Source organism: Pseudomonas sp. YuFO8 (assembly GCF_035065025.1).
Lineage (GTDB): Bacteria > Pseudomonadota > Gammaproteobacteria > Pseudomonadales > Pseudomonadaceae > Aquipseudomonas > Aquipseudomonas putida_AE.
Map to the genome: position 1 here is coordinate 67,908 of NZ_JAXDEQ010000009.1, position 22,116 is coordinate 90,023.

The following is a 22,116-nucleotide window of genomic DNA, read 5'->3' on the forward strand; positions in this document are numbered from 1 at the left end:
GGAATCCATCATGAATATGCCTGTAAGCAAAACCGCCGTCGTCAAGGCGCCGGAACAACCAAAAACCGCTATCTCGGCCCTCTGGCGCCCGGCGCTGGTGCAAGCGTTCGTCAAGCTCGACCCACGGCAATTGCAGCGTGCGCCGGTGATGCTGGTGGTCGAACTGACGGCGATCCTGACCACCGTGCTGTGCTTCATTCCCGACACGGCGGTGCCGACCTTCGTCGCCGCGCAGATTGCCCTGTGGCTGTGGTTCACCGTGCTGTTCGCCAACTTCGCCGAGGCCCTGGCCGAAGGTCGCGGCAAGGCCCGCGCCGACAGCCTCAAGGCCGGTAGCGAAGGCTTGAGCGCCCGACGCAGGACCAGCAACGGCAGCTTTCAAGTAGTGCCAGCCGCCAACCTGCGCAAAGGCGATGTGGTGCGCGTCGAAGCGGGGGAGATGATCCCCGGCGACGGCGAGGTGATCGAAGGCATCGCGGCGGTCAACGAAGCGGCGATCACCGGTGAATCGGCGCCGGTGATTCGTGAGTCCGGTGGCGACCGCTCGGCCGTGACCGGCAACACCCGCCTGGTGTCTGACTGGCTGCTGGTGAAGATCACCGCCAATCCCGGCGAGTCGACCCTGGATCGCATGATCGCCCTGGTCGAAGGCGCCAAGCGCCAGAAAACCCCGAACGAAGTGGCGCTGGACATCCTGTTGATCGGCCTGACCCTGATCTTCCTGCTGGTGGTGGTTACCCTGCAGCCGTTCGCCCACTTCGCCAATGGCAGCCTGCCGCTGGTGTTCCTGGTGGCCTTGCTGGTCACGCTGATCCCGACCACCATCGGCGGCCTGTTGTCCGCCATCGGTATCGCCGGCATGGACCGCCTGGTGCGCCTGAACGTGATCGCCAAGTCCGGTCGCGCCGTGGAGGCAGCGGGGGACGTGCACGTCCTGCTGCTGGACAAGACCGGCACCATCACCTTCGGCAACCGTCGTTGCTCGGCGGTGTATGCCGCGCCGGGTGTAAGTAGCAAGGAACTGGCCGAGGGTGCGTTGTTCGCGTCCCTGGCCGACGACACCGCTGAAGGCAAGTCCATCGTCGAGTACTTGCGCGGCCTTCATCCGCAGGCCGAGCCGTCCGCCGAACTGCTGACAGCCGTGCCGTTCAGCGCCGAAACCCGCCTGTCCGGTGTCGACTATCAGGGTCGCGTGTATCGCAAGGGTGCGGTGGATTCGTTGCTGGCGTTCGTGGGCCTCAAGCGCGCTGAACTGGCGCCGGCGCTGTCCCGTGAAATCGACAAGATCGCCCAGAGCGGCGGCACCCCGTTGCTGGTCTGTGCCGACGGCAAACTGCTCGGCGCGATCCACCTCAAGGACGTGGTCAAGCCGGGCATCCGCGAGCGTTTCGCCGAGCTGCGCAAACTGGGGATCCGCACGGTCATGGTCACCGGCGACAACCCGCTGACCGCCGCGGCGATTGCCGCTGAAGCGGGCGTGGACGACGTGTTGGCCGAAGCCACGCCGGAGAAAAAACTGGCGCGCATCCGCCACGAGCAAAACGACGGGCGCCTGGTGGCCATGTGTGGCGACGGTGCCAACGACGCCCCGGCCCTGGCCCAGGCGGACGTGGGCATGGCGATGAACGACGGCACCCAGGCGGCGCGCGAAGCGGCGAACATGGTCGACCTCGACAGCGACCCGACCAAGCTGCTGGACGTGGTGCAGATCGGCAAGGAACTGCTGGTGACCCGCGGCGCGCTGACGACCTTTTCCATCGCCAACGACGTGGCCAAGTACTTCGCCATCCTGCCGGCCCTGTTCGCCGCGATCTACCCGCAACTGGGCGTGTTGAACGTCATGCAGCTGCACAGCCCGCAGAGCGCGATTCTCTCGGCGATCGTGTTCAACGCCCTGATCATCGTGGTGCTGATTCCGTTGGCGCTGCGTGGTGTGCGGGTGCAGGCGGCGAGTGCGGCGGCGTTGTTGCGACGCAATCTGCTGATCTATGGGCTTGGCGGGATTGTCGTGCCGTTTGTGGGAATCAAGGCGATCGACATGTTGTTGACGGCGTTGCATCTGGTTTGAAACAACATCCCCTCTGTAGGAGCTAGCTTGCTAGCGATGGGCGTTAACGATGACGCGTTCCGTCTGGATGAACGCGGCGCCCTCCGGTTCTTCGCGAGCAAGCTCGCTCCTACAGGTTTTTGTGTGAATTCGAGGATTTTGAAATGTCCACAATGATACGCCCGGCCCTGAGCCTGCTGGTCCTGATGACCCTGATCACCGGCGTCGCCTATCCCCTGGTGGTCACCGGCGTGGCCCAGGTCGCCTTCCCGGACCAGGCCAATGGCAGCCTGGTGCGCGATGCCGACGGCAAGGTTCGCGGCTCAACGCTGATCGCCCAGGATTTCGTCGGCGACGCCTGGTTCCACCCACGGCCATCGGCCGGTGCCTTTGCCACCGTGTCGAGCAGCGCCAGCAACCTGTCGCCGAGCAACCCGGCCCTGGCCACCCGGGTGATCGACGATGCCAACAAACTCCAGGTCCCAGGGCAGGGGCCGGTACCGCTGGCAATGCTCACCACCTCCGGCAGCGGCCTCGATCCGCACTTGCCACCGGCCGCGATTGCCTATCAACTGGCGCGTGTCGCGGCAGCGCGCAATCTGCCGGTGGCGACCCTGCAGAATCTGTTGGATGCGCACATCGAGCAGCCATTGGTGGGCCCACCCGTGGTGAATGTGCTTGAGTTGAATCAGGCGCTGGAAAAGCTCTAAATCAAAAGATCGCAGCCTTCGGCAGCTCCTACAGGTGTCCGCCGATCCCCTATAGGAGCTGCCGCAGGCTGCGATCTTTTGAGGCCACACCCAAATCCGAAATCGAACAAGGCAAAGACAAATGAGCGACTCCGGCCGCGCCGACGCGCTGTTAGCAGACCTGCCCCGCGATGGCCGTGGCCGGCTCAAGGTGTTCCTCGGCGCCGCGCCCGGTGTAGGCAAGACCTACGCCATGCTGCAAGCCGCCCACAGCCAACTGCGCCAGGGCGTGAAAGTCATTGCTGGCGTGGTCGAAACCCATGGCCGCGCCGAGACCGAAGCGTTGCTCGGCGGCTTGCCGCAACTGCCGTTGGTGCGCTCGTCATACCGTGGCGTGGAGCTCGAGGAAATGGACCTCGACGGTCTGCTCGCGGCCAAGCCAAGGCTGGTGCTGGTGGACGAACTGGCCCACACCAACGCCCCCGGCAGCCGACACGAAAAGCGCTGGCAGGACATTCAGGAACTGCTCGCCGCGGGCATCGACGTGTACACCACGGTCAACGTCCAGCACCTGGAAAGCCTCAATGATCAGGTGCGCGGCATCACCGGCGTGCAGGTGCGCGAAACCCTGCCGGACTGGGTGTTGCAGGAAGCCTACGAACTGCTGCTGATCGACCTGCCGCCACGGGAATTACTCGAGCGCCTGCGCGACGGCAAGGTCTACGTGCCGGAGCAGGCGCGGGCGGCGATCGATGCGTTTTTCTCCCAGACCAACCTCACCGCCCTGCGCGAACTGGCGATGCAAACGGCCGCCGCCCAGGTCGACAACGACCTGACCCAGGGTTATCGCCAGATGGGGCAGGCGGCACCCACGGTGCGTGGTCGCTTGCTGGTCGGCGTCGATGGCGATGCCCAGGCCGAGCGCCTGGTGCGTCACGCCAGCCGGGTCGCCCAGCGACGGCATCTGCCGTGGAGCCTGGTGCATGTGGACAACGGCAGCCTGCGTGACGAGCAGTCGCGCCTGCACCTGCAAAGTGCCCAGCAACTGGCTGAACGCCTGGGCGGTGAAGTGGTGCTGCTGCGGGCCGGCGAGGTGGCGAAAACCCTGATCCAGCACGCCACTGAGCGCCGCGCCAGCCTGGTGCTGGTAGCCCAGTCGCGGCCGCGCCTGCGCCGTCGCCTGTTTGGTGGCGGCCTGGCGGCGCGCTTGCTGCGCAATGCCCGCGGGCTGGAAATCAACGTGCTCGACACCGAGCATGAACAGCATCAGCCACGCCAGCGCTCAATGCAGTCGCTGGTCTGGTTCGACTACGCCCTGGCCGTGGTGGCGACGGTGTTGGCCAGTGCCCTGGCCTGGGCGGTGGCGAGCGTGCTGCCGTTGCCGAACATCTCGCTGGTGTTCCTCGCCGCCGTGTTGCTGGTGGCGGTGCGCAGCAGTCTGGGCCCGGCACTGGCCTGTGCGGCGTTGTCGTTCCTGACCTACGATTTTTTGTTCATTCCGCCGAATTTTTCCTTCAGCATCCAGCGCGAAGAAGACGTCCTGACCTTGCTGTTCTTCCTGCTGATGGCGGCCCTCACCGGCAACCTCGCGGCGCGCCAGCGCCGGCAACTGCAGGCCCTGCGTGACACCCAGGAAGAGACCAGCGAACTGCTCGACCTGTCGCGCAAACTCACCGCCGCCACCGACCGCCAGGCCGTGGTCAGCGCGGCGACCCAGCACCTCAACGGCTGGAGCGATGTGCAACTGTGCCTGCTCAACCGCGATGGCCAGAGCGGCTGGAAAGTCGAGACCGGTGGCCCGCTGGAATTCACCGAAGCCGAACGCGCCGCCGCCGATTGGGCCTGGCAGCACGATCAACCGGCGGGCGCGGGCACCGGGACTTTACCGTTCGGCCGTTGGTGGTGGTGGCCTTTGTCGGTGGAGGACGGTCCGCTGGCGCTGCTCGGTGTGTGTGCGAAAGAGGGCCAGACCTTGAGCGGCCAGCGTCGGCGTCTGTTGACCGCATTGAGCCAGCCGCTGGCCCAGGCACTGGCCCGCGCGCAATTGGTCGATGACCTGGAAGCCGCGCGGTTGCACGGCGAAACCGAACAACTGCGCAGTGCGTTGCTGGCGTCGGTGTCCCACGATCTGCGCACGCCACTGACCTCCATGCGCGGCAGCATCGACAGCCTGCTGGCCCTCGGCGAGGCCATTCCACTGGAGGATCGCCGCGAGCTGTTGGAAGGCACCCGCGATGAAGCCGAACGCCTCGATCGCTACATTCAGAACCTGCTGGACATGACCCGCCTCGGTCACGGCGCGTTGAAGCTGGCGCGGGACTGGGTGTCACCGGCGGACATCGTCGGCAGTGCGCTCAATCGCCTGCGCGCGGTGCTGGCGCCGTTGCAGGTCAGCACTGAAGTGCCGGGGGAGCTGCCGCTGCTGTTCGTGCATGCGGCGCTGATCGAACAGGCGCTGGTCAACGTGCTGGAAAACGCCGCGCGGTTTTCGCCCGCCCATGGGCGCCTGCAATTGCGTGCCGGGGCGGACGACACCGAGCTGTTTTTCTCGGTGAGCGACGAAGGCCCGGGGATTCCGCAGGACGAGCGGGCGAAGATTTTCGACATGTTCTACACCGCCGCCCGTGGCGACCGGGGCGGGCAGGGCACCGGGCTGGGGCTGGCGATCTGTCAGGGCATGGTCGGTGCCCATGGCGGGCGGATCAGCGTCGCCGACGGCATCGAAGGGCGCGGCACCTGCATCACCCTGCACTTGCCGCTGCAGGCGCAGCCCGGATATGAGGGTGAAGCCTGATCGTGCGTGCGCTACTCTCTTGCCACTTCTTTGTGTTGACGTGAATTCATGAGCCAGACCGCGACCATTTTGGTCATCGACGACGAACCGCAGATCCGCAAATTCCTGCGCATCAGCCTCGCTTCCCAGGGCTACAAGGTACTGGAGGCGGGCACCGGCACCGAAGGCCTGGCGCAGGCGGCCTTGAACAAACCGGACTTGCTGGTGCTCGACCTCGGCTTGCCGGACATGGACGGCCAACAGGTGTTGCGCGAGTTTCGCGAGTGGTCGACGGTGCCGGTGCTGGTGCTCTCGGTGCGGGCCGCTGAAGGGCAGAAAGTCGAGGCGCTGGATGGCGGCGCCAATGACTACGTGACCAAGCCGTTCGGCATCCAGGAATTCCTGGCGCGGATTCGCGCGCTGTTGCGCCAGGCCCCGGTGGGCGAAACCCAGCCAGCGGCGCTGTCCTTCGGCCCGCTGATGGTGGACCTGGCCTATCGCCGGGTCTTGCTCGATGGCAGCGAAGTCGCGTTGACTCGCAAGGAGTACGCGGTGCTGGCGCAACTGGCACGGCATCCCGGACGGGTTATCACCCAGCAGCAATTGCTCAAGGACATCTGGGGGCCGACCCATACCGAAGACACGCATTACCTGCGGATCGTGGTTGGGCACCTGCGCCAGAAACTGGCGGATGACCCGACGCAGCCCAGGTTCATCGTGACCGAGGCGGGGGTGGGGTATCGGTTGTTGAGTGAGGGTAGTCTCTGATTTTGTGTTGCCTGTGGGGGCCCCTTCGCTGGCAAGCCAGCTCCTACAGGGATCTCAGCGTCCTCTGTAGGAGCTGGCTTGCCAGCGAAGAGGTCCGCACATTCACCGAAGAACCTCAGGAATCCCGCTCATTCTCATACCGGTCCAAAGTATCGCGCGCAATCTCCCGCCCCAGCGCGATCAACTCCGGCGCCTTGTAGAACTCGAAAAACCGGCACACCCGCTTCGGCACGTTGATCAGGATGTCCGGCGGATACCCGGCAATCTTGTATTGCGCCAACGAGGTCTGCATCACCTCGAAACTCTGGTTGATCAAGTCCAGCAGCGACGCCGGCCCCACGTTGTCGATGATGAACGACCCTGTGGCCGATTTCGGCGCGCCGTCCTGCTCGGGCGCGGCCGCCGGTTGTTGCGAGTCAGGCTTGGCCGACTCGACCCAAGGGTTGATCTCCGCCGCTTCGGCCAACAGCGCTTCCTTCTCCAGCAGCAGCAATTGCTCGGCCTGCTTGCGCCGGAACGGCATCTTCGAACCCAGGGAATTGATCAGGCTGTCGAAGCGGGTCTTGAACGCGGCCGGGCGCTGGATTACCGGCAACTGGTAGTGACGCTGGTTGGTGGAGTTGAGGTTGACCGCGATGATCAGGTCGCAATGGCTCGACACCACCGGCACGATCGGCAACGGGTTGAGGATGCCGCCATCGACCAGCATGCGATTGCCCTGCATCACCGGCGTAAACAGGCTGGGAATGGCCGCCGAGGCACGCATGGCCTGGTGCAGGCAGCCTTCCTGGAACCAGATTTCCTGCTGGTTGGTCAGGTCGGTGGCCACCGCCGTATAGGGGATGCGCAGGTCTTCGATATTGATTTCACCCACGATCTTGCGGATCTGCCCGAAGACCTTTTCCCCGCGGATCGCCCCTAGACGAAAACTGACGTCCACCAGGCGCAGCACGTCGAGATAATCCAGGCTCTCGATCCAGTCGCGATAATCATCGAGTTTGCCGGCGGCGTAGATCCCGCCGACCACCGCACCCATGGAACAACCGGCGATACAGGCGATATCGTAGCCACGCCGTTCGATTTCCTGGATAACGCCGATATGGGCATAGCCCCGGGCTCCACCCGAGCCCAACACCAGTGCGACACGCTTTTTCATTGATCGCCCTCGTTTGAATGGTTCAACAATGCACCCTTCAAGGGGCCCGCTTCAATCGTCAGGTCGTTCGGTCGCGCGAATGGGTCGTTTTTTCGACACTCCATGGCGGCTGATGGGTATTCTCCCGCCGCAGGGTTTGCGTTGGCGATGGACGGCACTTTTTGCCCGCCAGACCGTCCTACCTGCATGACTGTTTTCCTATCTTTGAGGTGTAAGAAATGAAAGCCTGGATCTGTGTGCCACTGATTGCCCTGGCACTGGCCGGTTGTGCCGGCAAAACCGCCTATCGCGACAGCTGCGGCAGCCAGCTCGATGCCGCGTGGCGAGAGCTGGACCTGGCCAAGGCCGAAGGCTTCGCCGGTACCGTCAGCTACTCCAAGGCGTTGTCGCTGCTGACCGCGGCCAAGACCCAGCAGCAATTCGAAGGCTTCGAGGGCTGCTCGAAAAAGGCCGAAAAGGCGCGTTTCTATATTCGTGAATCGCGCGCGGGGCGATAGAAGCAGCTACAAGTTATAAGCTGCAAGCTGCAAGTGAGTTCGCTTGCAGCTTATAACTTGCAGCTTGCAGCTGTTTAGGGAGTAAACCCCATGATCAACCGGCTGGTGGCTCGCGTCCTGGGCCTGGAAATTCGTCTGCTGGCCTGTCAGGCACGCTTGAGTGCCCATACCGACCCTGAGGCCTTGCACGACTTGCGTACCACGATGCGCCGGTTGCGTAGCCTGTTGCGACCCTTGCGTGGCTTGCCCGGCGTCGAACAGCTGGAAGTGGCGGCCTCCGCGGTCGGCGACCTGACCACGCCATTGCGTGATCGTGAAGTGATGGCGGCCTACTTGCTGGAGCACGATCAACCGCAAGCCGCGCAGCGACGCATGGCGCAAATGGCCAAGGCTTATCCCGCGGTGGCGACCAGTAATGAGCTGGCGCAGCTGCTGATGATCCTCGATGCCTTCCCGCGATTCCTGCGCGCCGCCCAACGCCAGGGGTTGCTCAAGGGGCTCGTCAAGCGCATCGAAAAACGCCTGGACAAGCAGTGGAAGAAACTCGACAGCGCCCTGCACGATCCCGCCCATGACCGTCATCGTTTGCGCCTGCTGATCAAGCGTGTGCGTTACGGCATCGACGCCTATCCCGAACTGGATCGCCTGCCCAAGGCCGCCATGCCCCGCTTGAAAGCAGCCCAGGGGGCCCTGGGGGACTGGCATGACTGTGTGCAATGGCTGGCCATGGCCGAGCAGGAGGCGGATCTGCAGCCTTGTGTCGCCGTTTGGCAAACCACCATGGCCAAGGCCGAACAGCGCGCCGACCGCGTCCTGGACAAGCTCAGCGCCGACTGCTTCAAATCCTGAAACCCCCACGGCCCCTTTGTAGGAGCGAGCTTGCTCGCGATGAACGTTAACGATAACGCGTTCATCCTGAATGTACGCGGTGTCCTTGAGTCCATCGCGAGCAAGCTCGCTCCTACAGGGGCACAGACGGCTCATCTGTCAGTCAAATTGACCGGAATAGGCACTGTACAGCCTCCGTGAGCTGGTTAAGATCCCCTCATCTTTTTCCTTTTCTTGAGGTCTTCATGCGCTTTTGCGATCTGCTCGACGCTGTTCGCCGTCAGCCACGCGAACTGTCTATCCCGGCCGGATGGGCACAAGGGCGCGCCAGCTTCGGCGGCCTGGTGGCCGCTCTGCAATACGAAGCCATGCGCGCCCAGGTGCCGGCGGACCGGCCGGTGCGCTCGCTGGCGATCACCTTTGTCGGCCCGGTCGAACCCGGCGTGCCGGTCAGTTTTGAAGTCGATGTATTGCGCGAGGGCAAGGCTGTCAGCCAGGTGCTGGGCCGGGCGATGCAAAAGGGCCAGGTGGTGACCCTGGTCCAGGGCAGCTTCGGCGCCTCGCGTCCATCGCAAGTGAAGGTACAGGCAGAGCCGGCGCCAGAGATGAAGCATTGGGAGGACTGCCAGGAACTGCCTTTCATCGAGGGCGTGGTCCCGCAATTCATGCAGCATCTGGCAATGCGCTGGAGTGTTGGCGGGCTGCCGTTTTCCGGCAGTACATCCCGTCAGATGGGCGGCTGGGTGCGCTTGCGCGGCGATGTGAAGGAGGAGCCGGTCACCGAGGCGCATATCCTGGCGCTGGTCGATGCCTGGCCACCGGCCCTGATGCCGTTCCTCAAGCAACCGGCGATGGGCAGCACGCTGACCTGGACCATCGAATTCGTCCAGCCGTTACTGGCGCTCAGCACTCTGGACTGGTGCAAATACCTGGTTGAAACCGAACACGCCGCCGACGGCTACGGCCATGCCGCCGCGAAACTGTGGGACGAGGAGGGGCGTTTGATTGCCATGAGCCGGCAGACGGTGACAGTGTTCGCCTGATCAATTCGCCTGATCAGTGCCGACGGTGGCGCTCCCGCCAGGCGCGCCACCAGCCGCCGCTGAGGAAAAATCGCGGGAAGGTCAGGAACTGCTCGACCAGCAGGCGCGATACCGCGTCTTTGCGATCGCTGAACGGCTCGGAGGCTTGCAGCTCCAGGGTATGGCCGTGACGCTGCAAACCCAGTGCGGCGATCACGCCGATGATGCCGATGGCGAAGTTCGCCAGGTTCAGGCCGAACACCCCGGTGACGATCAGCAGGAACGCGACGATGAACAACGGCACGGCGATCAGGTGCAGCACCAGGTTGGTCGGGTGCTGGTGATTGTTCGGGTAGGCACGCCATTGCCAGGCGGGAAGGTTGGGGTGACGTTTACCCATGATGCTGATCCTCGATCCATGTTGAACTGATGAATCAAGGATAGGCCCGGTCATTGCAGGCGGCGAATCAAGCTTGGCTATCGAAGCGATAGCGATCATGGGCATTATCGATGTTGGCCGTTACAGCTTGAGCTGCCCGATCGCCTTGCTCAACTGACCGGCCAACGCCGCCAGCTCATCACTGGTGGTTGCCGAACTGACAGTCTGGCGCACCGTGTTCTCGGTCACATCGCGAATGCTCACCACCGCGCGGTTCATCTCTTCGGCCACCTGGCTCTGTTGCTCGGCCGCCACGGCGATCTGGGTGTTGCTTTCGCGCATCTGCGCCACCGCCCCGGTGATCTGCGCCAACGCGGCCCCAGCCTCCTGCGCCTGCTGTACGCATTCGTCGGCCTTGAATGAACTCTCCTGCATGAAGTCCACCGCATCGCGAGTGCCTGATTGCAACGCGGACACCATCACGGTGATTTCATCGGTGGAGGTTTGCACACGCTTGGCCAGGTTGCGCACTTCATCGGCGACCACCGCAAAGCCACGGCCCATTTCACCGGCCCGGGCCGCTTCGATCGCCGCGTTCAGCGCCAGCAGATTGGTCTGCTCGGCAATGCTGTGAATCACATTGACCACCCCGTTGATCTTCTGACTGTCCTCGGCCAGGCGCTGGATCATCTCGGCGGTCTGCTGCACCCCGGTCGACAGCCCGGCAATCGATCGCTGCACGCGCATCACCACTTCCTGGCCGCTGCCGGCCAGGGTGTCGGCCGATTGCGACAGGTCGCGGGTGGCACCGGCGTGCTGGGCGATGTGATAGACGGTAGCGGTCATTTCATTGATGGCCGTCGCCGCCTGATCGGTTTCGCTCTGCTGGCCCAGCATGCCGTGACGCACTTCATTCATGCTCGAGGCCAGGCGTGCGGCACCGTCGTCCAGTTGCCGGACCGTGTTGGCGACGGTGCCGACCACGCGTTGGTAACCGGCCTGCATGGCGTTGAAAGCGTTGGCCATCTGCCCGACTTCGTCGCTGCAGGTCAGCGGGACGCGGGCCGACAGGTCGCCGGTTTTTTCGACGTGCAGCATCACGTCCTTCAAGGTATTGAGCTGGCTGAGCAAAAAACGGATCAACAACTGTGAGGCGCCAAGCATCGCCAGCATCAGGATGAACACCGCCACCGCATAGTTGGCGAAACGCTCGCCAAACACCTGGGCCAGGCTTGGGCCATGGGCAATCAGCGCGACCCGCTGACCATCAACGCGGGTGAAGACTTCGGCGCCGATCGGCAGGTTGTCACCGACATACGGCAGCGCATTGAGTTCGACCCAGCCGTTGGCATCGGCCAGTGCCTGCAGCGGCTGGCCGTTGAGCATCGGTGCCTGGCCCTGATCGAAAGTCAGCAGATGCTCGGCCCTGGGCAGCGGCTGCCCGGCAGGCCAGTCTGCGAGCAGTCGCGCCTGAGCCTGGGCCGATGCCTGGGCGGCATGACTACGGGCCTGTTGTTCGAGGTGCACGGCATAAAACACCAGCAGCAGCGTGGTGACGAAGGCGACGGCATTGACCGCCCAGAATTTGTACTTCAACGAGATGTTGCTAAGCCAGGCACCCATGGAGGTCTTCTCTGATAGCGGAAACAGTTTTGGCAAGGTGCCATTATTGTGCCGCTACTCGTAGGCTGATCGCTTGATGTGGGTCAAGATCACGAGCAATGCTTGCTCGCCGCCATCGCCGGGCGTAATGCGCTATCCTTCGCGCCCAGAAATTTACTTGCTACAGGATCCGCCTCCATGAAAGCCGCACTCATCGAACTCATCAGCAACATCAGCTCCGGGTGCATGGGCGATGACGAAATCGAGAAAGTCGCCGACGAAGCGGCCCAGGCCTACGCTGATCCAGCGGCTTTCCTGAGCGCCAACCCGGACATCAACTACGACGATACTTTCCCGATCCCGCTGGGTGAGTGGGTGGTCGTTGGCAGCCTGCCCGAGACCGTGCTGTTCCAGGCCGACACCTACATGGACCTGTTTGCCCAGATCGTTGCCTCGTTCGGCCCGGGGGTGGAGTTCAATCTCAAACCCAAGCAGCTGGCCAAGACCGAAGCCCTGACCGCGCTCAATCGCATCCAGGTGCAGATGAGCAGCCTGAACAAGGAAAACGGCGGTTACACGCTGATGAACTTCAGCCAGTTGCTGGATGATGAGCTGCAAGTGGTCCTGGTCTACGGCAATGCCGTGCCACGGGCACTGGAGCTGTGCGCCGAAGTCGGCATCGCCGCCGCCCCCTCGCTGGAAGCCTTGAAAGTGGCGATCCACGTCTGAACCGGTAAAGCTGTCAAAAAAAAGGAACCCTGGTCAGGGCCGGCTATCCTATGAGGGCATACCACTCTTCGGGAGCGTCATCATGGGTTCCACGTTCAATAGCCTGGTTGGCCTGATCATTCTTGCCTTGGACATCTGGGCAATCATCAACGTGCTCAAAAGCGGCGCCGAGACCGGGATGAAGATCTTCTGGGTGCTGTTGATCCTGTTGCTGCCGGTTCTGGGCCTGATCATCTGGGCCATCGCAGGGCCGCGAGGAAATGTACGCGTCTGACGAAAGAACACTCGCCGGAACATTTGCCCGGCGTCCAAGGTCGAGATAGATGTAGGCCCATCCATGGGTTTTATCGAGGAGGCACCGATGCAAAAGTGGAAAGTCACTTTCGTGGATGATCATGGTGAAGTAATCGACGAAGTCTTCGAGTGCGAGGAGTGCCCGAATCACGAGCAGGCCGCCAGACTCATCAAGGAACGGCTCCTTCCTGTGGCCGCCGAACTGGATCTGAATGATCTGGAGGGGCGAACCAGCGATGCAGGCGTAAAAAACCTGAAAACCCAGAACAGTATCGAAATCCGCAGCATTACCCCCATCTGAACCACTTCTTGTCCTTGACTGCTGTAAAACCAGGCCTTGGCAGCGCCTCTATCTTGGGGCTACTCTGCAATCGAGATCAGCGAATGGATCGCTAAGGTCTGGTCTTGTCAGCTCCATGCTTGTTTCCCATCGACATCTGGTTGTCGATTCGTGCGTACCCTCTGGGTCGCGCACCCAGGGAGTACGGAAAGTCTATCCATCAGTTTGAGGAGGACGTTTCATGAGCACAGCCTATCAAGAAGACATCAGCAGCAGTGTGCTGCGCCGCATGAAAGAAGGCGGTTTCGACTTTTCCCGGTTCCATCCCATCGAGTTCTACGCCATTTTCCCGGACGAGGAGCGGGCACGCAGGGCGGCAGGACATTTTCACCGTGGTGAATCCCTGGATGCGCAAGTCAGTGTGCGCGACGATGGCGCCTGGGCGTTGGAATTGTGCAAGGTCATGTATGCGACCTACGACGACATTGGCGATTTCGAACAGGGTTTCGAGGCAGTGGTAGAGCCTCTGGGCGGCATCATCGAAGGCTGGGGTGTGAAACAGGAGGTACGAGGGCGACTCGCATAATCTTATGAAAAGTGACACTCGGCAATGACGGCTGACCTTCGGGTTGGCCGTTTTCGTTTGTGCCGATGGGAAATTCCACACGGCTTTGCAGGAGACCGGCAAGCCGGCTCCTACAGACTATGCTAGTGATGGGCGACAACAACGCCTTGCAATGAAGCGGGGGCAGTCAGGTTGGGGCATTTGCCGCACAGGATTGGTGCGGTGCTCGCGTAGTGAATATCCAACCGATTGAAATCTAAGCGTTTCTGCCGATGGCACGGGCCTTGCGAAGGCCTGGATGTCCGGGTGACAAGGAGTACGGCATGATCCGCACCTATTTTGATGAAATGTACGATGCCGGCGGCCAGGTCCGCCCGCATTATCGGGAGTTTGCCCGTTGGCTGGCCGAAACGCCTGACGAGCTTCTGGCACAACGGCGACGCGAGGCCGATCTGTTGTTTCATCGCGCCGGGATTACCTTCACGCTCTACGGTGATGAGCAGGGGACAGAGCGCCTGATTCCCTTCGACACCATCCCGCGCAGCATCCCCGCCAGTGAATGGCGGGTGGTCGAGCGCGGCTGCATCCAGCGGGTCAAGGCGCTGAACATGTTCCTCGCCGACCTGTACCACGAGCAACGCATCATCAAGGCCGGGATCATTCCCGCCGAGCAAGTGCTGGCCAACGAGCAATACCAGTTGGCTATGCAGGGGCTCGACCTGCACCGGGATATCTATTCGCACATTTCCGGCGTCGACCTGGTGCGCGACAGTGACGGCACCTACTACGTGCTCGAAGACAACCTGCGTACACCCAGCGGCGTCAGCTACATGCTCGAAGACCGCAAGATGATGATGCGCCTGTTCCCCGAGCTGTTTGCGGCCCAGCGCATCGCCCCGATCGACCATTACCCGAACCTGTTGCTCGACACCCTGAAGAGCTCCAGCCCGATCGATGACCCGAGTGTCGTGGTGCTGACACCGGGGCGCTTCAACAGCGCATTCTTCGAGCATGCGTTCCTGGCGCGGGAAATGGGCGTCGAGCTGGTGGAGGGCGCGGATCTGTTCGTGCGCGACGACAAGGTGTTCATGCGCACCACCGACGGACCCAAGGCCGTCGACGTGATCTACCGCCGTCTCGACGATGCGTTCCTCGACCCGCTGGCGTTCAATCCCGATTCGATGCTGGGCGTGCCGGGGCTGTTGTCGTCCTATCGTTCCGGCAATGTCGTGTTGGCGAACGCCATCGGTACCGGGGTGGCGGACGACAAATCGGTGTATCCGTTCGTCACCGACATGATCCGTTTCTATCTGGACGAAGAGCCGATCCTGAAGAACGTGCCCACGTGGCAGTGTCGTAATCCATCTGAACTTTCCCACGTTCTGGCCAATCTTCCAGAGCTGGTGGTCAAGGAGACCCAGGGCTCCGGCGGCTACGGAATGCTGGTGGGGCCGGCGGCCACCGCAGGGGAAATCGAAGCCTTCCGCGCGCGCATCATCGCCAAGCCCCATGCCTACATCGCGCAGCCGACGCTGTCTTTGTCGACCTGTCCGACCTTTGTCGAAAGCGGCATCGCACCACGCCACATCGACTTGCGTCCGTTTGTATTGTCTGGCCGCGAAACCCGGGTCGTACCCGGCGGTTTGACCCGTGTCGCCCTGCGCGAAGGCTCCCTGGTGGTGAACTCCTCCCAGGGCGGCGGAACCAAGGACACCTGGGTGGTCGAGGAATGAAGGAAGCCTGACATGTTAAGTAGAACTGCCTCGGATTTGTATTGGATGTCGCGTTACCTGGAGCGGGCGGAAAACCTCGCACGGATGCTCGACATCAGTTATTCGCTGTCGCTGATGCCGCAGGATGGCCGGGGCGACGGCCTGCACGAACTGGCCATGCCGCTGCTGATCACCGGCACCCTGGATGATTACCTCGAACGCCACGGCGCGCTGCATGCCGAACGGCTGTTGCATTTCTTTGCCCTGGACGCGGAGAACCCGGCGAGCATCTACAGTTGCCTCGGCGCGGCGCGGGCCAGTGCCCATGCAGTGCGTGGGCGCATCACCGCCGACATGTGGGAAAACATCAACGCCACCTGGCTGGAGATTCGCGGCATTGCCCAACAGGGCCTGAGCCGCTACGGCATGAGCCGTTTCTGCGAGTGGATCAAGGAGCGTTCCCACCTGTTCCGTGGTGCGTCCTACGGCACCATCATGCGCAATGACGCGTTCCGCTTCATTCGCCTGGGGACGTTCATCGAACGCGCCGACAACACATTGCGCCTGCTCGATGCCCGCTACGAAATGGCCGGCGATCAGGCCGAAGCGGTCAGCGATGGCACGGCTCACGCCTATTACCAGTGGAGTGCGTTACTGCGCGCGTTGTCCTCCTTCGAGGCGTACACCGAGATCTACCGTGACGCGCCCGGTGCGCGGCATGTGGCCGAGTTGCTGCTGCTGCGCGCCGATGTGCCGCGCTCTTTGCGCGCCTGCACCGAAGAAATTGACCAGATCCTCGCCCAGCTTCCCGGGGCCAACGGCCGCCCGGCACAGCGCCTGGCGGCGGAGATCGATGCGCGATTGCGCTACACCGGCATCAGCGAAATTCTCGACGAAGGCCTGCATGCCTGGCTCACCGAGTTCATCCCGCTGGTGCGCCAGCTGGGCAATGCCATTCACAGTTCCTACCTGGAGGCTGCATGAGACTTTCCATAAGCCACGAGACCACCTATCACTACGAGGATCAGGTGCGGGCGAGCATCCAGTACCTGCGGCTGACCCCCCACGACAGCGAGCGCCAGCACGTGCTCAGCTGGCAGCTGGATCTGCCGCGGCCAGTGCGCGCGCAGCTTGATCCGTTCGGCAACATCCTGCATGTGCTGACCATGGACGAGCCCCACGAGGCGATCATCATCGGCGCCCGTGGCCAGGTCGACATCGACGAGCTGCGCGAGGCCGAGCACGAGAGCCAGTCGGCCTTGCCGTTCCTGCGTTTCACCCGGCTGACCGAGGCCGATCAGGCACTGCGCGCCTTCGCCGACAAGGCGTGCAAGCAGCGCCGCGATCGCACGGCGCTGATCGACTTGATGCACGGCCTGAACCAGCACATGACCTACACACCGGGCGCCACCGAAGTGGACACCAGCGCCGCGCAGGCTTTCGCCGGGCGTTCGGGCGTGTGCCAGGACCACACCCACGCATTCCTCGCCTGCGCGCGCAGCCTGGGCATCCCGTCGCGTTATGTGTCGGGGTACCTGTACAGCGAAAACAGCGAACACCTGGCCAGCCATGCCTGGGCCGAAGCCTGGCTGGATGACGCCTGGTACAGCTTCGATGTGACCAATGAACTGGCGCGACCGGAGCGGCACCTGAAACTGGCGGTGGGCCTGGATTACCTGGACGCCTGCCCGGTGCGCGGCATGCGCCGCGGGGGTGGGTGTGAGCAGATGCATGCGAAGGTATTCGTATCGCCGACGCCGATGCCGGTAATTTCCGTGCAACAGCAGTAATTCGCTGGTTCGCTCACTGTAGGAGCTGCCGCAGGCTGCGATCTTTTGACGTTGATTTTTCAAGATCAAAAGATCGCAGCCTGCGGCAGCTCCTACAAGGGGGGGGGCATGTTCAGGGATTAACCTTGCGCCCGACCATATGCTGCAAATACCCCACCAGCATCCCCAGATCTTCATCCGGCAACACCTCGGCCGAGAACCCCGGCATCTTCGCCTGGGGCCACTGGCGCAAACTCTGCGGGTCGCGGATATAGCGCTTGAGGAAATCCGCGCCGAAATACTCGGTGGGGTTGAAGGGAATATTCAGGTCCGGGCCGAACTGCGCATCCCCGGCGCCATTCAAGCGATGGCACGCCAGGCAGTTTTTCTGGAACAGCGCAAAACCCTGGTTGACCGGATCATCGGCCTTCAGCGCAGGATCCGGCAGCAGGGCAGGGAAGCGCTCGGCCACGGGGGCCATGCGCTTGATGCTGGCGACCTCGAACGGCCATTGTTCCGGGCTGATGTTGCCTGCCCGCGGATCGGTCCAGACCAGGTAAAACGGCCCGGCGCTGTGCTTGCCTTCCGCCAGCGGTGGCCATGGCTTGGCGGGGTCTTCGATCGCCAGCCAGGCACGCGCGCCCTGGGTGTTGAGCAGCGGGGCGGCCGCCAGCTCGGCGGCAAAGCCGTCCAGCGCCACGGCTTGCAGGTGGTCGTCAGGCTTGATGCCGGTCAATAGCGCGGCCAGCGGCACGGCGCGGTAGGCCATGTCACGCTTGTAGGACACGTCATTGCTGATGTTGATGGTCTGCACCTGAGGGTGCTTGAGCAGCTCCTCGGTTTGCCACGTGCGACTGTTCGCGCCCAGCTCCAGGTTCAGCTGTGCGGCATGAAGAGGCGTGCTGAGCAGCAGGGCCCCGAACACAATGAGCGTTTTCAAATGATCGCCATCCATGTCGTGGAAGTGCCGCAAAGGTTGGCACAGCCACGCTGGCCCGGGAAGGAAGCCAGTTACGTTTTTACTTGGCGATAAAACATCTGGCGCCGTTTTCCAAAGAACGACTATCCGATCACCTTGGTCAGGTTCGGCAAAATCAACAACAGAGTGGTGGCGAAAAGAATGAGCCCGGCTTGACGAACTTTCGATTGTTTGAACATGGCTGACCGCCTTTTTTTTGTTATTTCCTGATGCCTGCCTGCACATCTCCTGACGGCAAACGCTGCACTTCCTGTAGGACGAGCGCCTCGGCAAAACCCGACGACAACTTCGTACACCTTCACCTTAGAGCCCGCGTCACGCTTGGTTTAGATCCATTTAGTATGGTGTTCTCACAAGATGCTATTAAAAAGGCATGAGGCCTATTGCCAGCTTCTTGGGCGGCCTTTTGCTAGACACCTGCGTGTCCTGAACCGGTTCACCGGCTGCGGGATGACCGTCCGTCTGAGCGTGAGCGTCAATGCCTGTGAGCGCTGCGGTCATTGAATCCAACGCGCCGTGGGCCAACAGTGAGGGCTGTATTTTTCTCACCTGCATTGCGGTTCGAGGACGTCATGACCCAAGCTTTCATTTTCGACGCGTTACGTACGCCCCGTGGCAAAGGCAAGGCCAACGGTGCCTTGCATGGCGTCAAGCCGGTGAGCCTGGTGGCCGGGTTGCTTACGGCGCTGCAACAGCGAACCGACCTGGATACCAGCCAGGTCGATGACGTGGTGCTCGGTTGCGTGACGCCCATTGGCGATCAAGGCTCCGACATCGCCAAGACCGCGGTCCAGGTGGCGGATTGGGACGTCAGCGTGGCCGGTGTGCAGATCAATCGTTTCTGCGCCTCGGGGCTGGAGGCGGTGAACCTGGGGGCGATGAAAGTCCGTTCCGGTTTCGAAGACCTGGTGGTGGTCGGCGGCGTCGAGTCGATGTCGCGAGTCCCCATGGGCAGCGACGGCGGGGCGTGGGCGCTGGACCCGGCAACCAACCTGCACGGCCATTTCATTCCCCAGGGGGTGAGCGCCGATCTGATCGCTACGCTTGAAGGCTTCAGCCGTCAGGACGTCGATGCCTACGCGCTGCACTCGCAACAGAAAGCCGCGCGGGCGCGGGCCGATGGCTCGTTCAAACAGTCATTGGTGCCGGTGCAGGACCAGAACGGCATCATCCTGCTCGATCACGATGAATTCATCCGCGCCGAATCGACCCTGGAAGGCCTGGGCAAGCTCAAGCCTAGTTTCGAAATGATCGGACAAATGGGTTTCGACGCCACCGCGCTGCGGGTCTACAGCCAGGTGGAGCGGATCAATCATGTCCACACCCCCGGCAACAGTTCCGGAATCGTCGATGGCGCGGCGTTGATGTTGATCGGCTCCGAAGCCAAGGGCCTGGCGTTGAGCCTGCAGCCGCGGGCGCGGATCGTCGCCACGGCGGTCACCAGCACCGACCCGACCCTGATGCTCACCGGCCCCGCGCCGGCCACCCGCAAGGCGTTGGCCAAGGCCGGGCTGCGGGTCGAAGACATTGACCTGTTCGAGGTCAACGAAGCGTTTGCCTCGGTGGTGTTGAAGTTCATCAAGGACATGGCCATCGAACCGGACAAGGTCAATGTCAACGGCGGTTCCATTGCCATGGGCCACCCGTTGGGCGCCACAGGCTGCGCCATTCTCGGCACGCTGCTCGATGAGCTGCAAGCCCGGCACCTGCGTTATGGCCTGGCGACCCTGTGTGTCGGCGGCGGCATGGGCATTGCCACCATCATCGAACGCCTCTGAACCCGGACTTCAAGGAACCTGTCTATGAACCAAGCCATTCGTTACGAAAAGGGCCAGGACCGGATCGTCCTCCTGACCGTCGACATGCCGGGCCAGAGCGCCAATACCATGAATGCGGTCTACCGCGAGGCCATGGCCGAGTGTGTCGCCCGCCTGGTGGCCGACAAGGACGACATCGCGGGGGTGATCATCACCTCGGCCAAGAAAACCTTTTTTGCCGGCGGCGATCTCAATGAGTTGATCAAGGTCGGCAAACCCCAGGCCAAGGCTTTTTTTGACAGGGTGCTCACGCTCAAGGGCCAACTGCGCACCCTGGAAACCCTCGGTAAACCCGTGGTCGCCGCGATCAATGGCGCGGCGTTGGGCGGTGGCTGGGAAATCTGCCTGGCCTGCCATCACCGCATCGCGCTGGACGATCCCTCGGTGCAACTCGGCCTGCCGGAAGTGACCCTCGGCCTGCTGCCGGGTGGCGGCGGGGTGGTGCGCATGGTGCGTATGCTGGGCATTGAAAAGGCCCTGCCGTACCTGCTCGAAGGTAAGAAGATTCGCCCGCAGCAGGCCTTGCAGGCGGGCTTGATCGATGAACTGGCGGTGGATCGCGAGGCACTGCTGAGCAAGGCGCGCAGTTGGATCATTGCCAACCCGGCGGCGGTTCAGCCCTGGGACGTGAAGGGCCATCAGATTCCCGGTGGCACACCGGCGAACCCGAAAGTCGCGCAAATGCTGGCGATTGCGCCGTCGATCCTGCGCAGCAAAACCCAGGGCACACTGCCCGCGCCGGAGAAAATCCTCTGCGCCGCGGTGGAGGGCGCCCAGGTGGATTTCGACACGGCGCACTTGATCGAAACCCGTTACTTCACCGAGCTGACCACCGGCCAGGTGTCGAAAAACCTGATCGGCACCTTCTGGTTCCAGCTCAACGAAATCAATGCCGGCGGTTCGCGGCCTCAAGGTTTCGCGCCTTATGTGACGAAAAAAGTCGGGGTGCTCGGCGCCGGGATGATGGGGGCGGGCATCGCTTTTGTCAGCGCGTCGGCCGGTATCGATGTGGTGCTCAAGGACATCAACCTGGCGGCGGCCGAGAAGGGCAAGGCGCACTCGGCGGCGTTGCTGGACAAGAAGGTGGCACGCCGGCAGATCAGCGCCGAGCAGCGTGAAGCCGTGCTGGCGCGCATCCATACCAGCGACAACGATGCCGAACTGGCGGGTTGCGACCTGATCATCGAAGCGGTGTTCGAGGACCGTGAGTTGAAGGCCAAGGTCACATTGGCCGCGCAACAAGTGGTGGGTGCGGATGCGGTGATTGCCTCCAACACTTCGACCCTGCCGATCAGTGGCCTGGCCACGGCGGTGCCGGACCCAGGCAAGTTCATCGGCCTGCATTTCTTCAGCCCCGTGGAAAAAATGCCCTTGGTGGAAATCATCAAGGGCGCCAGCACCAGCGACGAAACCCTGGCTCGGGGATTCGATTACGTCCTGCAGATCCGGAAAACCCCGATCGTGGTCAACGACAGTCGCGGTTTCTTCACCTCTCGGGTGTTCGGCACCTTCACCAATGAAGGCATTGCCATGCTGGGTGAAGGGGTTTGCGCGGCGATGATCGAGACCGAGGCGCGCAAGGCCGGCATGCCGGTCGGGCCATTGGCGATCTCCGACGAAGTTTCCCTCAGCCTCATGAGCCATATCCGCCAGCAAACCGCCAAAGACTTGCAGGCAGAAGGCAAGGCGCTGATCGAACACCCGGCCTACGCCGTGATCGACTTGCTGCTCAACGAGTACAAGCGTCCGGGCAAGGCCGCCGGGGGTGGTTTTTATGAATACCCGGCGGGTGGCCAAAAACATCTATGGCCGGAACTGAAAACCCGCTTCGAAAAGGCCGACGGGCAGATTTCGCCAAAGGATGTGCGCGATCGCCTGCTGTTCGTGCAAGCCATCGAGACCGTGCGCTGTGTGGAAGAAGGCGTACTGACCTCGACGGCGGACGCCAATGTGGGCTCGATCTTCGGCATCGGCTTCGCCGCCTGGACCGGCGGTGCACTGCAGTTCATCAATCAGTACGGGGTCCAGGACTTCGTCGCCCGCGCCCAGTATCTGGCCGGGCAATACGGCGAGCGCTTTGCACCGCCCGCGCTGCTACTGGAGAAAGCCGCCAAAGGGGAGGCGTTTTAGGGATAGGTGACACACTGCGGGGCTTGCCTTGTCACGGTGTTCAAGGCAGGCTCTGGGGTGTGCATTATTCCCATCATGTG

Annotated in this window: 20 protein-coding genes and 1 pseudogene; 17 read left to right on the top strand and 4 right to left on the bottom strand. The window is 62.5% G+C overall.

Annotated features, from left to right (window positions below; all coding sequences use genetic code 11):
• Window positions 1-10 precede the first annotated feature (10 nt).
• The 5 genes and pseudogenes from kdpB to SOP95_RS10535 all read left to right on the top strand — a co-directional run bounded on the left by kdpB (window position 11) and on the right by SOP95_RS10535 (window position 6,277).
• The gene (kdpB, locus tag SOP95_RS10515) at window positions 11-2,068 is read left to right on the top strand and encodes a potassium-transporting ATPase subunit KdpB (protein ID WP_274073122.1); all 2,058 of its coding nucleotides are present in this window, start codon (window positions 11-13) and stop codon (window positions 2,066-2,068) included.
• Window positions 2,069-2,104: 36 nt separating this feature from the next.
• Window positions 2,105-2,194 (top strand): annotated as a pseudogene (locus SOP95_RS10520) (outer membrane lipoprotein carrier protein LolA); the annotation flags it as partial.
• Between the two features lie 17 nt (window positions 2,195-2,211).
• Window positions 2,212-2,757, top strand: coding sequence for a potassium-transporting ATPase subunit KdpC (gene kdpC, locus SOP95_RS10525; RefSeq protein ID WP_323607067.1), 546 nt, complete (start codon window positions 2,212-2,214; stop codon window positions 2,755-2,757).
• 121 nt (window positions 2,758-2,878) lie between these two features.
• Entirely contained in the window at window positions 2,879-5,530 is a 2,652-nt protein-coding gene (locus SOP95_RS10530; protein WP_323607068.1) for a sensor histidine kinase KdpD, read from the top strand.
• 48 nt (window positions 5,531-5,578) lie between these two features.
• The gene (locus SOP95_RS10535) at window positions 5,579-6,277 is read left to right on the top strand and encodes a response regulator (RefSeq protein WP_323607069.1); all 699 of its coding nucleotides are present in this window, start codon (window positions 5,579-5,581) and stop codon (window positions 6,275-6,277) included.
• A 115-nt stretch (window positions 6,278-6,392) separates the two neighbouring features.
• Here SOP95_RS10535 and SOP95_RS10540 read toward each other — a convergent pair whose 3' ends face one another.
• Complete coding sequence (locus SOP95_RS10540; protein WP_274073125.1) at window positions 6,393-7,433, bottom strand: patatin-like phospholipase family protein; 1,041 nt, start codon at window positions 7,431-7,433, stop codon at window positions 6,393-6,395.
• 218 nt (window positions 7,434-7,651) lie between these two features.
• On the opposite strand from SOP95_RS10540, the gene SOP95_RS10545 reads away from it, so the two are divergent.
• The 3 genes from SOP95_RS10545 (at window position 7,652) to SOP95_RS10555 (ending at window position 9,801) form a co-directional block, all read left to right on the top strand.
• Complete coding sequence (locus tag SOP95_RS10545) at window positions 7,652-7,930, top strand: hypothetical protein (RefSeq protein WP_008061821.1); 279 nt, start codon at window positions 7,652-7,654, stop codon at window positions 7,928-7,930.
• Between the two features lie 90 nt (window positions 7,931-8,020).
• Window positions 8,021-8,779, top strand: coding sequence for a CHAD domain-containing protein (locus SOP95_RS10550; protein ID WP_274073126.1), 759 nt, complete (start codon window positions 8,021-8,023; stop codon window positions 8,777-8,779).
• A gap of 224 nt (window positions 8,780-9,003) precedes the next feature.
• Entirely contained in the window at window positions 9,004-9,801 is a 798-nt protein-coding gene (locus SOP95_RS10555) for an acyl-CoA thioesterase (RefSeq protein WP_323607070.1), read from the top strand.
• 13 nt (window positions 9,802-9,814) lie between these two features.
• Here the strand turns inward: SOP95_RS10555 and SOP95_RS10560 are convergent, their stop codons facing one another.
• Together SOP95_RS10560 and SOP95_RS10565 are read right to left on the bottom strand one after the other, a co-directional pair.
• Complete coding sequence (locus SOP95_RS10560; RefSeq protein WP_323607071.1) at window positions 9,815-10,180, bottom strand: Mpo1-like protein; 366 nt, start codon at window positions 10,178-10,180, stop codon at window positions 9,815-9,817.
• Between the two features lie 120 nt (window positions 10,181-10,300).
• Complete coding sequence (locus SOP95_RS10565) at window positions 10,301-11,782, bottom strand: methyl-accepting chemotaxis protein (protein ID WP_323607072.1); 1,482 nt, start codon at window positions 11,780-11,782, stop codon at window positions 10,301-10,303.
• Between the two features lie 177 nt (window positions 11,783-11,959).
• Between SOP95_RS10565 and SOP95_RS10570 the strand changes: the two genes are divergently transcribed.
• The 7 genes from SOP95_RS10570 (at window position 11,960) to SOP95_RS10600 (ending at window position 17,131) form a co-directional block, all read left to right on the top strand.
• Window positions 11,960-12,490 (top strand): hypothetical protein, encoded by a 531-nt coding sequence (locus SOP95_RS10570; protein WP_323607073.1) that lies wholly within the window; start codon window positions 11,960-11,962, stop codon window positions 12,488-12,490.
• Window positions 12,491-12,572: 82 nt separating this feature from the next.
• Window positions 12,573-12,764 (top strand): PLDc N-terminal domain-containing protein, encoded by a 192-nt coding sequence (locus tag SOP95_RS10575; protein WP_008061810.1) that lies wholly within the window; start codon window positions 12,573-12,575, stop codon window positions 12,762-12,764.
• An 87-nt stretch (window positions 12,765-12,851) separates the two neighbouring features.
• Window positions 12,852-13,085 (top strand): hypothetical protein, encoded by a 234-nt coding sequence (locus SOP95_RS10580; protein WP_274073131.1) that lies wholly within the window; start codon window positions 12,852-12,854, stop codon window positions 13,083-13,085.
• Between the two features lie 220 nt (window positions 13,086-13,305).
• A complete protein-coding gene (locus SOP95_RS10585) occupies window positions 13,306-13,650 on the top strand; it encodes a ribonuclease E inhibitor RraB (protein WP_007971898.1) in 345 nt (114 codons plus the stop codon).
• 302 nt (window positions 13,651-13,952) lie between these two features.
• The gene (locus SOP95_RS10590; RefSeq protein WP_323607074.1) at window positions 13,953-15,362 is read left to right on the top strand and encodes a circularly permuted type 2 ATP-grasp protein; all 1,410 of its coding nucleotides are present in this window, start codon (window positions 13,953-13,955) and stop codon (window positions 15,360-15,362) included.
• 12 nt (window positions 15,363-15,374) lie between these two features.
• Complete coding sequence (locus SOP95_RS10595) at window positions 15,375-16,325, top strand: alpha-E domain-containing protein (RefSeq protein WP_274073133.1); 951 nt, start codon at window positions 15,375-15,377, stop codon at window positions 16,323-16,325.
• Window positions 16,322-17,131: a transglutaminase family protein gene (locus tag SOP95_RS10600; RefSeq protein ID WP_323607075.1), complete on the top strand. Its 810-nt coding sequence runs from the start codon at window positions 16,322-16,324 to the stop codon at window positions 17,129-17,131. Before SOP95_RS10595 ends, SOP95_RS10600 begins: the two co-directional genes overlap by 4 nt.
• A gap of 112 nt (window positions 17,132-17,243) precedes the next feature.
• On the opposite strand, the gene SOP95_RS10605 is transcribed toward SOP95_RS10600, so the two are convergent.
• Entirely contained in the window at window positions 17,244-18,065 is an 822-nt protein-coding gene (locus SOP95_RS10605; protein WP_323607076.1) for a c-type cytochrome, read from the bottom strand.
• A gap of 596 nt (window positions 18,066-18,661) precedes the next feature.
• On the opposite strand from SOP95_RS10605, the gene SOP95_RS10610 reads away from it, so the two are divergent.
• Both SOP95_RS10610 and SOP95_RS10615 read left to right on the top strand, forming a co-directional pair.
• Window positions 18,662-19,867 carry an acetyl-CoA C-acetyltransferase gene (locus SOP95_RS10610; protein WP_323607077.1) on the top strand — a complete coding sequence of 402 codons (1,206 nt, stop codon included), beginning with the start codon at window positions 18,662-18,664 and terminating at the stop codon, window positions 19,865-19,867.
• 24 nt (window positions 19,868-19,891) lie between these two features.
• Window positions 19,892-22,036: a 3-hydroxyacyl-CoA dehydrogenase NAD-binding domain-containing protein gene (locus tag SOP95_RS10615; protein ID WP_323607078.1), complete on the top strand. Its 2,145-nt coding sequence runs from the start codon at window positions 19,892-19,894 to the stop codon at window positions 22,034-22,036.
• Window positions 22,037-22,116: the final 80 nt, after the last annotated feature.